Raw genomic sequence first — 13515 nt, 5'->3', positions numbered from 1 at the left:
ATAGTAAGCTTATACGCGCGGAGGTGTGGCAAATGGGGACATCATTTATTTCACTAAATGATTTGAAACGTAATTTCGCCGAAGTTAAAGCGGGCATGAAGCCGAAAGAGGCGATCGAAGAATCGAATCGATGTTTGTATTGTTATGATGCTCCTTGTGTACGCGCCTGTCCGACAGGGATTGAAATTCCTTCTTTTATTAAAAAGATCGCCTCAGGCAATCTCAAAGGCTCCGCCCGCATCATTATGGATGCTAATCCGGTAGGTGCTACATGCTCTAGAGTATGCCCGACGGAGGAACTCTGCGAAGGGGCTTGCGTACTTAATCATTCGTCCAAGCCTATTCTCATAGGGCAATTGCAGCGTTACGCAACAGACTGGGCGATGAAAAACGAGTCATTATTATTCAAAGCTGGAGCAAGCATTGGGAAATCTGTTGCCATCATTGGCAGCGGACCAGCGGGCCTCTCGGCAGCCAGAGAGCTCGCCCGATTCGGCTTCCAAGTGACGATTTTCGAAGCGAGAGATCAGGCAGGAGGGCTAGATACATACGGAATCGTTTCTTTCCGCTTGCCTCAGGAAATTTCACTCTGGGAAGTAGAGCAGATTCGCCAGCTTGGGGTTGATTTCAGATTGAACACACGGGTTGGCGTGGATATTACGGCTGAATCGCTGCTGGAAGACTATGATGCGATCGTGCTGGCGGTCGGGATGTCGAAGGTACCGATGCTCGGTATTGAAGGTGAAGCCTTAACAGGTGTCTTTGATGCTATTGATTTCGTTGAAGCTACGAAATCAGGCGGTGATCTGGATACGAACCTGATCGGGAAGCGTGTAGCCGTCATTGGCGCTGGAAATACGGCAATTGATGCAGCTACCTGTTCGGTAAGGCTTGGCGCAGATGAGGTTCAAATCGTATACCGGCGAACGCAAGCGGAAATGACGGCGTATGATTTTGAATTTGATTTTGCCAAGATGGATGGCGTTGAATTCAGATGGCTTACCGCTCCAAAACGGATCATTGGCGATGAAAACGGTAACGTAACAGCCTTGGAATGCGTTCGGATGGAACTAGTGGATGTTGAGGCTGGGCGCAAGCGGCCCGTCCCAATAGCCGGATCTGACTTTGTCCTACCGGTTGATGCCGTGATCAAAGCGATCGGACAAACGCGCCATGAATCCCTAATCGATCAATTCAAGCTAACGCATATCCGGGGGACAGTGACTGTGAATTCAGATACAGGTCAAACTTCGAATCCCAAAGTATTTGCAGCAGGTGATGTTATTTTCGGAGAAGGACAAGGGGAGGCGATGGTTGTTTCAGCCGCTCAGCAAGGGAAACAAGCAGCTTACGCCATCTACAAACAAATGCTTATTGCTCAGAACGAGTCTGCCTAATAGCTGGTCATTAATCGTACATCATACTGGAGGGATACTGCATGGCAGATTTACGCATCAATCTAGCAGGCATAACTTCACCAAACCCTTTCTGGTTGGCATCGGCACCCCCGACCAATACAGGTTACCAAGTCCAGCGAGCCTTCGAAGCCGGCTGGGGCGGGGCGGTATGGAAAACACTCGGAGACCCGATTATTAACACATCCTCACGGTTTGCTGCGGTTCATTTCAATGGACAACGTGTCGCCGGATTTAACAATATTGAATTGATCACGGACCGCCCGCTTGAGGTCAACTTGCAAGAAATATACGAGACTAAGAAGCGTTTTCCGGGTCATGCACTTGTTGTTTCACTGATGGTTGAACCCAAACGTGAAAAGTGGCATGAAATTGTAAAGAAGGTTGAAGCCGTCGGGGTGGACGGTCTCGAGTTGAACTTTGGCTGTCCGCACGGAATGGCGGAGCGCGGTATGGGATCAGCCTCTGGACAGCAGCCCGATCTTGTGGAAGCGCAAACGATGTGGGCGAAAGAAGCGGCGAAGACACCGGTCATCGTGAAGCTGACACCGAATATCACAGATATTACAAGCACGGCGAAGGCGGCAGTTCGAGGTGGAGCGGATGCGATCTCCTTGATCAATACGATTAATTCGCTAGCTGGTGTCGATATTGATACGTGGAATACCATTCCTCACGTCGGAGGGAAGGGCTCTCATGGTGGTTACTGCGGCCCCGCTGTGAAACCGATCGCGCTGCACATGGTCGCCGATTGTGCGCGCAATTCGGAGGTTGGCATCCCAATCTCAGGCATTGGCGGTATCTCTACCTGGCGCGATGCCGTTGAATTCATGTTGATGGGTGCTACAGGGGTACAGATATGTACGGCTGCCATGCATCATGGCTTCCGAATCGTCGAGGATATGATTGACGGATTGAACAATTATTTAGATGAAAAAGGGATCGCTAGCGTTATGGACTTGATCGGAAAATCCGTTCCCCGTTACTCGGATTGGGGGAATTTGGATTTAAACTACGCGGTTGTCGCCAAAATTGATAACGACACTTGCATTAACTGCAATAAATGCCATATTGCTTGTGAGGATACCTCTCATCAATGTATCGATATGCTGACAAGCGATAATGGACAGTCTTATTTGCAAGTGCGCGAAGAAGACTGTGTAGGGTGTAACTTATGCGCTATTGTTTGTCCTGTAGAAGGTGCGATCACCATGGTTGAGATGCCTAGCTCCGAGCCTCCCATGACATGGAACCAAAGGCAAGAGGCAATTACTAAGCTGTCCGAAGGGAATTCCAACAAAAAGGAGGCTGTATAACGATGGCCAAACTTATTAGGAATGGCACGGTTGTGACGGCTGCTGACCACTATCAAGCGGACGTTTTGATCGAGAACGGTATCATTGCACAAATTGGGCTTAATATTGAGGTAGAAGGCGCTGAAATCATCGATGCACAGGGACTTTATGTCTTCCCTGGCGGCATTGATCCGCACACGCATCTGGATATGCCTTTTGGGGGGACAGTTACAGCAGACAATTTTGAGACTGGAACGAAGGCTGCAGCGTTTGGAGGAACGACAACGATCATTGATTTTTGTCTGACGAATAAAGGTGTTCCGCTGAGTCAATCTGTTCAAACCTGGCATAACAAAGCGCAGGGCAAGGCAGTGATCGACTACAGCTTCCATCTAATGATTGCTGAAATCAACGATGATGTGCTGGCTGAGCTGCCCAAAATGATACATGACGAGGGGATCACATCGCTCAAAGTATTCATGGCGTACAAAAATGTATTTCAAGCCGATGACGGAACGCTTTATCGAACATTACTTGAAGCTAAGCGGCATGGAGCATTGGTCATGGTACACGCCGAGAATGGTGACGTGATTGATTATTTGATCAAGGAAGCGCTAGAGGCAGGGAATACGGAGCCGATCTACCATGCGCTGACACGTCCATCCTTGATTGAGGGGGAAGCAACGGGGCGCGCAGCCAAACTAACGGCTTTGGCAAACTCTCAGCTATATGTCGTTCATGTGACGTGCGAGGAAGCTGTTCAACAGATTGCCGAAGCGAGGAATCAAGGGGTCGATATTTGGGGAGAGACTTGTCCGCAGTACTTAATGTTGGATCAAACGTATTTAGAGAAGCCCAATTTTGAAGGTGCAAAATACGTGTGGTCGCCACCGCTTCGCCCGCAAAAGCATCAAGATGCGTTATGGACAGCACTTAAAAACGGACAGCTTCAAACGCTAGGATCCGACCACTGCTCCTTTAACTTCAAAGGTCAGAAGGAGCTGGGGCTGAGTGATTTTAGCAAAATCCCAAATGGTGGCCCTAGTATCGAAGATCGATTTTCGATTCTTTTTTCGGAAGGCGTACTGAAGGGGCGGATAACGCTCAACCAATTCGTTGATATCGTGTCTACGCGAAGTGCCAAATTGTTTGGTTTATTTCCTAGGAAAGGAACAATCGCTGTAGGCTGTGATGCCGATATTGTTATTTTTGATCCGAATGTAACTCGCGTTATTTCCTCCGACACTCACCATATGAATGTGGATTATAATCCATTTGAAGGTCTTGAAATTACTGGAGAGCCTGTTACAGTGCTATCGAGAGGGGAGTACGTGATCCAAAATAAACAATTCGTGGGTACGCCTGGTGTTGGTCAATATGTGAAACGGCATACCTATCCCTCTGAATCTCTTCAGGTTAAGCCTAAGCAAGATGCCGTTGATCAAAGGGGTGCAACACATGTCTGAGCATGCACAATTTATTCTCGAGAAGCAAAAGCTGGATGGTTTCGTTGCTCAGAAATTTAAGATCGTTGGGGTGAAGGAAGATTTGAGCGGCGCATGGTTGCAATTCGAACACCCCGGCGGTGAAACGGCGACCCTCCATCTGAAAACAGCGAATGCGAGGAAATATTATGCTACGTTGCTCATTCGGCAGGGTCAGGAACAGATCTAAGCTATGATTCCATGCATATATTCGTAACCATGGAGCGCTAACTCTATGGCCATCCTTTTGTCAGGCCGCATATAATCATCGCCTAATAGTAGGGCAATTTTGTCCAGACGGTGATATAGGGTTTGCCTTACGATGAAAAGCTCTTTGGCTGTTTCCTGTTTGGACCCGCTTAAAGCTAAATACATTTTCAGCGTTTTCAAAAGTTGACCATTTTTCTCCCGATCATAGAGCAGGATACGCCCGAGGTATTCTTCAATAAAGGATGCCAACGAGCCGCTTTGTTTCATCGTCAGAATGACTTTGCCCACGTGAAGTTCATCGTAGAAAGGTTTGGCCAGTACACCGATGTCTTTCTGAATTTCAATCGTATCAAGTGCGGTTTGATAGCTTATCTTGAGGAGAGAGGGATCACTGATTCTTTTGCCTATTCCTAGAAAAGGTGTGAAAAGCGCCGTCTCTTGCAGGTTTTCTGTCTTTTGCAAGCGCTGAATGGCCCTTATCATTCGATCCTGAAAGGGTGCTGCCCCTAGCTGATCAAGTAGAATGAAAACGAAATGAGAGTTGGTAAAGGCGGGGACCAAGTAGAAGCCTTCACCTTCGAAAATGGAGCGCGCTACCATGTGTTTTTGTAGGAGGTGCGCTTCATGATCGTTCGCGTCTTCACGTACAGATCTGCTTTCAATCACGCACACAATGGCTTGATCAAGCTTCACATGGGGTTTCAGGGCAAGCATGTAGTCTCGAATGACTTGCAGGTTATGCTTTCCGTTCAGCCAATCCATGACCCAAAGATCCTGCTTGTACCGCTTTTTCTCCTCCATATAGGTCGTGCGCATCATTTCTTGTGCAATAGCAGTTGCGAACCGGTCTAACGCAAGAATCTGAAATTCGCTCAACTCCTGTTCTCCGTACAAAAGAAGATCAGCAAACATGCGCTCAAGTGCTAGAATAGGGCGATGGGCAAGCTTGCTTTTTATATCAGGCAGTCGAAAGATTTCTCCAAATATCCATTGTTCGTAAAAGTGATCTGCTTCCGTCTTCGGTATTTCTGGGATAAACCGTGCTTCCTCTCCATATGGAAAAAAGGCGACCTGGGCTAGTGTCGTTTCGTGCAAAAGCCGTAAGAGTGGCTGCAGTCCTTTTCCTGAGAGGAGCAGCTGATTTAACTGTGTGGATAGAGCTTCAAGCTCAGACACCATCGTGTAATGCTGATGGATGAAATAGGCATGCAAATCTTGGGTAATATCTATATACCGGACTTCTTCATGGAAAAAGATAAGTGGAAAATGTTCGCTCAGGGCGAGCTCTTTCATTCGTTCGAGGGGCTGTTTCGTATAGGTTCCTAATTCAATACAAAGTCCAGATGCTCCGCTATCGATCAATTGTTGGAGGAAGGAGAGGCTTAATTCTTCGTTATCGTGCCAACCAATCCCTGTGTTGAGGATGAGTTCATGGCCATTCAATAGATGGCCTACTTGCGGTACTTCCATAATATGAACCCAACGAACAGAGCGGTTCAATGCTTCTTCACTTGCGATGGTCTCGACTTTCTGAAACAAAGGACGCTGCAAAATGTCTCTCACGGTTAATTGCAAAAGTGTCTGAACCAATTTCATCCACCGCCTATGTGTTAGTGAAGATAACATGAGTGCCGTATTGGTGATTTTTTACTATTATACAATGTGTCTAATGACTTGTGGAGATTATTCTTATAGGAAGAAGGAACCGCGAGCGATTGCGGTTTTTTTCTGCGTATATATTGACGCTAAGTCAGTCGTGAGGTGCCAGTAGTCCATGTTAGTGTTTTAAAATAGCTATTGAGCACGGGGTACTTCGTATTCCGTTGGATGATTTCCAATGAAAACGTCAATTATGTACCTAAAATGCACGTTCCATTGGACGAAATCCAATAGAAGTGCCATATCTAGCGATAAAACCCCACAATTTACCGACCTCATTGGATTTCATCCAATAGGATCGCTAATCGGGATCTAAATTCACTGTTTCCATTGGATTTCGTCCAATGAACTTGCAGACCCAACGCTAATCTGATTGCGCTTTCTCAGACTCAACTTCAATCTGATTGCACGCTATTCCACCCTCTCCCAGGCGGTGTTGATGATAATGAAAACGTGCGTTGTCGGTTGCAGTTCAATTTAGTATGATTGAATGTACGATTGGCAGAGGAGGACAATACTTAACGACATGAATAATTAATGTCATTAATAATCACTGGAGGCACTTACATAATGAAGGTGAAACCCAAAAAGAGTAACTCCATGGGACAGTATGCTGAGCTTTTAAGTCGATATTTGTTCCCGCAGAGAGGTACACTCGTTGTATTGACGCTGCTTTTGTTCGCTTCTATAGGATTACAGCTAGTCAATCCGCAAATTATCCGCTATTTTATTGATCAGGCACAAGCCGGCAGCGCCATGCAGCCGTTGATCACAGCAGCGATTTTCTTTATCGGTTTCTCGCTTGTGCAGCAGCTTGTCTCCGTTATAGCAACGTACTATAGCGAAAATGTCGGTTGGAAAACAACGAATAAATTACGCGTTGATTTGGCAGCACATTGCTTGTCGCTAGATATGTCCTTTCATAAATCGCATACGTCAGGCTCGCTTATCGAACGAGTGGACGGCGATGTGAATGCGCTTGCGAATTTCTTCTCCAGTATGATTATTCATCTATTCGGCAATCTGCTTTTGATGGCAGGCATTATCGTTTTATTATTCCGGGAGAATTGGATCATTGGCGCGGGAATGGCTTTTTTTGTCATCTTTGCAGTTTTTATGATTCAGTGGATTCGTAAATTCGCTGTTCCTGTGTGGGCGGGATGGCGGCAGGCGAATGCTGAGTTTTACGGCTTTATCGGTGAGCATTTGGAAGGGACGGAAGATATCCGCGCCAACGGAGCAGTAGGGTTCGTGATGAATCGTTTTTATACGATGCTAAGAAAAATGCTACCGCTGCGAGTCAAAGCCTTTCTAGGTTTCTGCGCGATGTGGAATATGTCGATTTTCGTTTTTGCATTGGGCAATGCCTTGGCTTTTGGCATTAGTGCATATCTGTGGTATAGCCAGAACATTTCCTTGGGTACGGTGTACTTAATTTTCTTTTATACAGAGCTGCTAGCTAAGCCAATCGAGAAAATCCGTACACAAATGGAGGATTTGCAGAAGGCGGATGCAAGTATTTCCCGAATTCGTGAGCTGTTTGCTACACAATCCGAGATTAAGGATGGGCCGGGTGCATTGCTGCCACAAGGGCCGCTTAGTGTTGAATTCCGTGATGTAACGTTCAGCTACGATGGGGACCAGCCTACGCTCAAAGGCGTAGAGTTGAACTTGAAGCCAGGGGAAGTCTTAGGCTTACTTGGGCGAACTGGCAGTGGCAAGTCAACAATGGCTAGACTTTTGCTGCGCTTTTATGATCCGCAAAGTGGCACAATCGCGCTAGGCGGGACCGATATACGCGATTGCACATTGGCAGAGCTGCGCAAACATGTCGCGCTGGTGACGCAAAATATTGAGATTATGCAGGGAACAATTCGCGATAATTTAACCTTTTATGATAACGCCATTACGGATAAAGAAATTGTTGACGTGCTTACTGAGCTTGGACTCGGCTCATGGTATGAGTCAATGCCTGAAGGGCTGGATACGATGCTTGCCTCTGGAGGAGGAAGCTTGTCGGCGGGGGAAGCGCAATTGCTGGCATTCGCACGGGTGTTTCTAACGAAACCAGGACTTGTCATTATGGATGAAGCATCTTCTCGGCTAGACCCTCTGACTGAGCAGCGCATCGAGAAAGCAGTATCTAGACTCTTGACCGAACGATCCTGTATCATGATCGCGCACCGATTAACTACGGTGCAGCGTGCGGATCATATCCTAATTTTGGATAATGGTCATGTGATGGAAACGGGAAGAAGAGAGCAGTTGGCCGCAGATCCCAAATCTCGATTCAGTCAATTACTTGCTACCGGGCTCGAGGAGGTATTGGTATGACTACGTTCCAATATTTGTGGCGGCTAATTATGTACCGTCCTTTGCGTTATTTTATTAATGCTCTTGCTTGGACAATTATTTACTTGGCGCCGATCGCGCCAGGCTTGATTACGAAACAATTTTTTGATTCTTTGACTGTGAATTCCACGCTCGGCTATGGCGTCTGGGGCTTGATCGCGCTGCTCATTGCTGCCGCTTTAGGGCGTATTTGCCTCATTATTATCGGGTTTATAACGGATGTTCATTTCCGCTTTCGGATGGGGATGCTGCTCAGAAGAAATTTGCTTGAGCATGTCTTAAAACAGCCAGGCGCACAAGCTATTCCCGTTTCTCCTGGGGAAGCGATTAGCCATTTCCGGGATGATGTGGATCAATCCGAAGAGGCGGTAAGCTGGTCTGTTGATGTATTTGGCATGACTTGTTTTGCACTCGTGTCCGGTTACATTCTGATTCGAATTGATGCTCAAATGACGCTGCTTGTGTTTCTGCCGATTGTGCTTGTTATTACGGCTGCGCAGCTAGCGACTGTTCGCCTTCAGAAATATCGCGCAGCGAGCAGGGAAGCAACGTCCAAGGTGACGGGGGAAATCAGTGAAATGTTCGGTAACGTACAAGCCATACAAGTGGCAGGAGCTGAGGACCGAGTCATTGAACGCTTCCGCAGCTTTGGCGACAATCGCCGCAAGGCGATGCTCAAGGATCGCTTAATGACGGAGCTGCTGGACTCCGTATTCTCCAATTCTGTGAATCTGGGAACAGGACTTATTCTCTTGTTAGCCGGCACGAAAATGAGAGCAGGTACCTTTACAGTCGGGGACTTCGCGCTGTTCGTCTACTATTTGACCTTTGTTACGCAATTTATAACGAATGTGGGTAAATTCATTACGTATTTTAAGCAGATGAGTGTATCGTTGGAACGGTTAACATTTCTTCTGCAGGGAGCTTCGGCGAAGGTTTTAACGATGGTTAATTCGCTGTATTTGAAGCCTAGCAGTGACAGCAGAGGCAAGCAGATGGAGCAGACGGAGCACCAAACGGGCCAGACCCAACCTGCTACGCACGGGGGTGCGAGCAGAACGGAGCTGACCGAGATTGCAACGCTCGGAAGCGAAGCTGCGCTGCAACGGCTTGAAGTGAATGGATTGAGCTACGCCTATGCGGATACAGGCAGAGGCATCTCGGACATTCGCCTTAGCTTGCAAAGAGGATCGTTCACCGTTGTAACGGGAGCGATCGGATCTGGCAAAACCACGCTGGTGCGCTCCCTTCTTGGGCTTCTGCCCAAAGGGAAAGGGACCATAGCGTGGAACGGAGTGCCCGTTGAAGACCCTGGCACCTTCTTCACCCCGCCGCGGAGCGCCTACACCGCGCAGGTGCCGCGGTTGTACAGCGATACGCTGCGCAACAATATTTTGCTCGGGCAAGCGGAGCAAAACGATAGCTTGCAGCAGGCGCTGCACGCGGCGGTGCTGGAGTACGACGTCGCGCAGCTGCCTGGTGGGCTGGACACCGTCATCGGCCCGCGCGGGGTGAAGCTCTCCGGCGGCCAGGCGCAGCGGACAGCTGCAGCGCGCATGCTCGTGCGCGACGCCGAGCTGTACGTCTTCGACGACCTGTCGAGCGCGCTCGATGTGGAGACGGAACAGAAGCTCTGGGAGCGTATGTTCCAGCGTCGAAGCGATGCGACTTGCTTGGTCGTCTCGCACCGCAAAACGGCTTTGACGCGTGCCGATCACATCATAGTGATGAAGGAGGGGCGCATCGAAGCCGAAGGTACATCAGAGGAGCTGCTGCAGCGAAGCGCGACTTTCCGAGAACTCTGGTATGGTGATGAGAGGCAATCAGAGTGATAGATGAAAAGGGAGCCATTAGGCTCTCTTTTTTTTGCGTATGTGGGAACTGGAGTCCCTTATTCATAGGAAAGCGGGCTGTTTTCACATTGAGCGGAACTAGGGGGTCTTATTTCGACTTCATGGCACGTTTTTCGGTGGAATCGGCAAAATAACGGCCTGGAGTTCTCTTCGAAATCGCTATGGCGATTTTTCATTATTTTTTAAACATTTTAGAGGGAATTACTGGTAGATAAACGAATACTTGATTTTAAGGGGGTTCAATTTTGAGGATTGGAGCGGAAAGCTTCGATATCCGGATTGTTTTTTATGCTAGAAAGGAGTGATGGCTCCCATGTTAAAAGCAATTATGTTTGATCTGGACGGAACGCTGCTGGATCGGCAGACATCTCTGAAAGCCTTTATTGAAAATCAACACCAGAGAATGACTGAACTTCAGCGCGTTGAAAAATCCGTGTACGTGAACAGGTTTATTGCCCTGGATCAAAGAGGTTACGTCTGGAAAGACAAAGTGTATCAGCAGCTCAAACTTGAATTCGATCTAGCCTTGCAATGGGAGGACTTGTTAGAAGATTACATGGAGCAGTTCAGCTCGCATTGTGCAGGGTTTCCAAATCTTCATGAACTTTTGACCTACTTGAAACATAGCGGATTTAAGCTTGGCCTGATTACCAATGGTTATGGTGTTTTTCAGACTAAAAATACAGAAGCACTAGGGATCTCGACCTATTTTGATACCATACTCGTTTCCGAAATAGAGGGGCTGCGCAAGCCAGAACCTGAGATTTTCCATAGAGCATTACATAGATTGGGAGCACAACCTAATGAGGCAGCCTATGTCGGTGATCATCCGAGAAATGATGTTTGGGCTAGCCGTAGTGTGGGGATGAGGGGAATCTGGAAGGAAGACGTCCATTTTGAAGGTGATTTTGAGCGAGATTATACAATTAGGGATTTGATGGAACTGAAGGATTATTTGGAGAAGCTTTAAGCTGGATCGGAATAGCGAAGGGGGAGAGCTAATGAATTCAGAGAAAATCGTAGGGCTTACAGCCGCTGCAGGCTTTCAGATTGGCGTTAGAAAGACGATTATTTTAAGCCAAGAGAAGACATGGGAACTGCTGATTTCGCCGCAAGGTCGCAAGCTTTGGTTAGGGGAGACTCCTACGATTACGTTCGAAAAAGGGCATGCATTTTGTACGAAAGAAGGGACTAATGGGGTTCTTCGCGTGGTTAAACCGAATGAGCAGCTGCGTCTATCTTGGCAGCCTGCTGGCTGGGCGGAAGCTTCAACTTTGCAAATTCGGCTGCTGCCCGCCGCATCTCCTGGCCGAACAACGATTAGTTTTCACCAAGAAAAGCTCGACAGCATGCAGCGCAGAGAAGAAATGAAGGTGCGTTGGGAAGCCGTTATGAACCGGCTGGTGGAGTTAACGACCAAATGACGATGACAAATACACTCATACTGGTTTTCATTTTAACGATGATCATTCATACCGCAGAAACTTTGTCTTACTCTGTACGTTTTGCTGGAGTGAAGGTGAACAAGCTGGCTGTTGCGCTTTCGCTAGTTGGGATTATCGTCCTCGTTTCCCGTACAGCCAATTTAATTCAAGCGCCTATGACGGCTAATTTCGTGGATTTTGCCAAGGCAGAGCCGACCTTTGATTTAGAAAGATACTTACGGATTACTTTGTTCGCGTCGTCCATTGGAACGCTGATTGCAATTGCTTTATTTCCTTCATTTATCAACATCAGTGTACGGGTTATTGCTCGTATCGAAGTGGCAGGCTCTATCCCGAAACTCATTTCTAGCGTAAAGATAGAGCAGTTGAAAAACACCAAAAGTTACTTGAAGAAGCCGAAGTTTAAGCTCAGCCAATTCCGCTATTTAGGCGTATCCAAAAGGTTTTTAGTCATCAATATCCTAGTAACGGCCTTCTACTCTGTGGGGGTGCTGTCTTCCTTGTATGCGGCACATTTGATACCTGAGTACGCAACTACGGCTTCCCAGGCATCAGGGCTTATTAATGGGATCGCGACGATATTGCTCACAATTTTCATCGATCCGCAGTTGGGACTCATCACAGATAAAGCGCTGCAAGACGAATCGCAACGTAGTCAGCTAGGGAAAATTTATGCACTTCTTATGACATCCCGTTTTCTAGGTACTTTGCTGGCACAAGCATTTCTTATTCCTTCGGCGTATTTTATCGGATGGATCGTCAAATGGATATTCTAAATCTTTCAATTCCTTTCTTTCAGGAGAGCAGCTTGTTATAATAGCTATTATCATAGTAGCGCAGCTAGAAACGGAGCCATGGCATGAAGAAGTTTAAAAAGTTTTATATTGAGATTACAAGTGTATGTAACCTAGCTTGTACGTTTTGTCCGCAAACGAAGCGGCAAGCTAATTTTATTAAAATAGATACGTTTACGAATATTCTTGATCAAATCAAGCCGCATACGGATCATATTTACCTCCATGTCAAAGGAGAGCCTTTACTGCATCCCAAGATCGACGAACTGCTTGATCTGAGCCATGAGAGAGGTTTTAAGGTCAATATTACAACCAACGGAACATTGATTAACAAAAATAAGCATAAGCTGTTGGACAAACCGGCGCTACGACAAATGAATTTTTCTTTGCACAGTTTTGATGGTCACGAAGGCTCAGAAGATAAAGAAGGCTATGTGATGAGCGTTTTGCGTTTTGCCAAGGAAATTGTAGCAAAGTCTAATGTCATTATTTCTTTCCGATTATGGAACTTAACGATGGATAACCAAACGAATCAAGAACGGCAGCGAAATCGCGAAGTGCTGGAGATGCTGGAGAAAGAGTTTGAGCTGGATTACAAGATCGATGAAGAATTTGTGCGTGGCAGTGGTGTGAAACTCGCAGAGCGCGTGTATCTGAATCAGGATCATGAGTTTCAATGGCCGGATCTGAAGGCCCAAGAAATTGAAGGACCAGGCTTCTGCCATGCCTTGCGGAATCAAGCAGGTATCCTAGTTGACGGCACGGTAATTCCTTGTTGTCTTGATGGAGAAGGCGTTATTAATTTGGGCAATATTAACCACACGCCATTCTCTGAAATTGTTGAAGGGGAGCGGGCGAATCGTTTATTCGAAGGCTTTTCCAGACGGGAAGTTGTGGAAGAATTATGCCGCAAATGCGGATATCGGGAACGTTTTAGTATGTAAAAAGAAGTTGATAATGGATGGAAAGCTTCTTCATCTCCACGGTTAAAGCGGAGTGAATGAGGCT

11 protein-coding genes are annotated in these 13515 nt (G+C 47.0%); 10 read left to right on the top strand and 1 reads right to left on the bottom strand.

What is annotated here, in order from left to right; genetic code table 11:
- Positions 1-32: 32 nt before the first annotated feature.
- The 4 genes from AC58VC_RS20975 to AC58VC_RS20960 are packed head-to-tail and all read left to right on the top strand — an operon-like array spanning position 33 to position 4384.
- Entirely contained in the window at positions 33-1397 is a 1365-nt protein-coding gene (locus AC58VC_RS20975; protein WP_497370928.1) for an NAD(P)-dependent oxidoreductase, read from the top strand.
- Positions 1398-1438: 41 nt separating this feature from the next.
- Positions 1439-2731, top strand: a complete 1293-nt coding sequence (gene preA / locus AC58VC_RS20970; protein WP_497370926.1) for an NAD-dependent dihydropyrimidine dehydrogenase subunit PreA — start codon at positions 1439-1441, stop codon at positions 2729-2731.
- Positions 2732-2733: 2 nt separating this feature from the next.
- On the top strand, positions 2734-4176 hold the full coding sequence (gene hydA, locus AC58VC_RS20965; protein ID WP_497370924.1) for a dihydropyrimidinase: 1443 nt from the start codon (positions 2734-2736) through the stop codon (positions 4174-4176).
- Positions 4169-4384, top strand: coding sequence for a hypothetical protein (locus AC58VC_RS20960; protein ID WP_497370922.1), 216 nt, complete (start codon positions 4169-4171; stop codon positions 4382-4384). The genes hydA and AC58VC_RS20960 overlap by 8 nt, the downstream gene beginning before the upstream one ends.
- Here the strand turns inward: AC58VC_RS20960 and AC58VC_RS20955 are convergent.
- A complete protein-coding gene (locus tag AC58VC_RS20955) occupies positions 4381-5994 on the bottom strand; it encodes a PucR family transcriptional regulator (protein ID WP_497370920.1) in 1614 nt (537 codons plus the stop codon). The two genes, AC58VC_RS20960 and AC58VC_RS20955, sit on opposite strands and share 4 nt — an antisense overlap.
- Before the next feature lie 639 nt (positions 5995-6633).
- On the opposite strand from AC58VC_RS20955, the gene AC58VC_RS20950 reads away from it, so the two are divergent.
- The 6 genes from AC58VC_RS20950 (at position 6634) to AC58VC_RS20925 (ending at position 13451) form a co-directional block, all read left to right on the top strand.
- Positions 6634-8397: an ABC transporter ATP-binding protein gene (locus AC58VC_RS20950; protein ID WP_497370918.1), complete on the top strand. Its 1764-nt coding sequence runs from the start codon at positions 6634-6636 to the stop codon at positions 8395-8397.
- Positions 8394-10247, top strand: coding sequence for an ABC transporter ATP-binding protein (locus AC58VC_RS20945; RefSeq protein WP_497370916.1), 1854 nt, complete (start codon positions 8394-8396; stop codon positions 10245-10247). Before AC58VC_RS20950 ends, AC58VC_RS20945 begins: the two co-directional genes overlap by 4 nt.
- A gap of 334 nt (positions 10248-10581) precedes the next feature.
- A complete protein-coding gene (locus tag AC58VC_RS20940) occupies positions 10582-11238 on the top strand; it encodes an HAD family hydrolase (protein ID WP_497370914.1) in 657 nt (218 codons plus the stop codon).
- Between the two features lie 31 nt (positions 11239-11269).
- Positions 11270-11692, top strand: coding sequence for an SRPBCC domain-containing protein (locus AC58VC_RS20935; RefSeq protein WP_497370912.1), 423 nt, complete (start codon positions 11270-11272; stop codon positions 11690-11692).
- Positions 11693-11694: 2 nt separating this feature from the next.
- Positions 11695-12489 (top strand): lipid II flippase Amj family protein, encoded by a 795-nt coding sequence (locus tag AC58VC_RS20930; RefSeq protein WP_497371364.1) that lies wholly within the window; start codon positions 11695-11697, stop codon positions 12487-12489.
- An 83-nt stretch (positions 12490-12572) separates the two neighbouring features.
- Positions 12573-13451, top strand: coding sequence for a radical SAM/SPASM domain-containing protein (locus tag AC58VC_RS20925; RefSeq protein WP_497370910.1), 879 nt, complete (start codon positions 12573-12575; stop codon positions 13449-13451).
- Positions 13452-13515 lie beyond the last annotated feature (64 nt).

The organism is Paenibacillus sp. J22R67 (genome assembly GCF_059692175.1).
The sequence above is the reverse complement of the archived record's forward strand: the minus strand, read 5'-3'. Positions and strand labels throughout refer to the sequence as shown.

Excerpts from the sequence above, each read along its gene's own strand:
- AC58VC_RS20975 (WP_497370928.1), top strand. The coding sequence starts at position 33 with ATGGGGACATCATTTATTTCACTAAATGATTTGAAACGTAATTTCGCC.
- preA (WP_497370926.1), top strand. The coding sequence starts at position 1,439 with ATGGCAGATTTACGCATCAATCTAGCAGGCATAACTTCACCAAACCCT.
- hydA (WP_497370924.1), top strand. The coding sequence starts at position 2,734 with ATGGCCAAACTTATTAGGAATGGCACGGTTGTGACGGCTGCTGACCAC.
- AC58VC_RS20960 (WP_497370922.1), top strand. The coding sequence starts at position 4,169 with ATGTCTGAGCATGCACAATTTATTCTCGAGAAGCAAAAGCTGGATGGT.
- AC58VC_RS20950 (WP_497370918.1), top strand. The coding sequence starts at position 6,634 with ATGAAGGTGAAACCCAAAAAGAGTAACTCCATGGGACAGTATGCTGAG.
- AC58VC_RS20945 (WP_497370916.1), top strand. The coding sequence starts at position 8,394 with ATGACTACGTTCCAATATTTGTGGCGGCTAATTATGTACCGTCCTTTG.
- AC58VC_RS20940 (WP_497370914.1), top strand. The coding sequence starts at position 10,582 with ATGTTAAAAGCAATTATGTTTGATCTGGACGGAACGCTGCTGGATCGG.
- AC58VC_RS20935 (WP_497370912.1), top strand. The coding sequence starts at position 11,270 with ATGAATTCAGAGAAAATCGTAGGGCTTACAGCCGCTGCAGGCTTTCAG.
- AC58VC_RS20930 (WP_497371364.1), top strand. The coding sequence starts at position 11,695 with ATGACAAATACACTCATACTGGTTTTCATTTTAACGATGATCATTCAT.
- AC58VC_RS20925 (WP_497370910.1), top strand. The coding sequence starts at position 12,573 with ATGAAGAAGTTTAAAAAGTTTTATATTGAGATTACAAGTGTATGTAAC.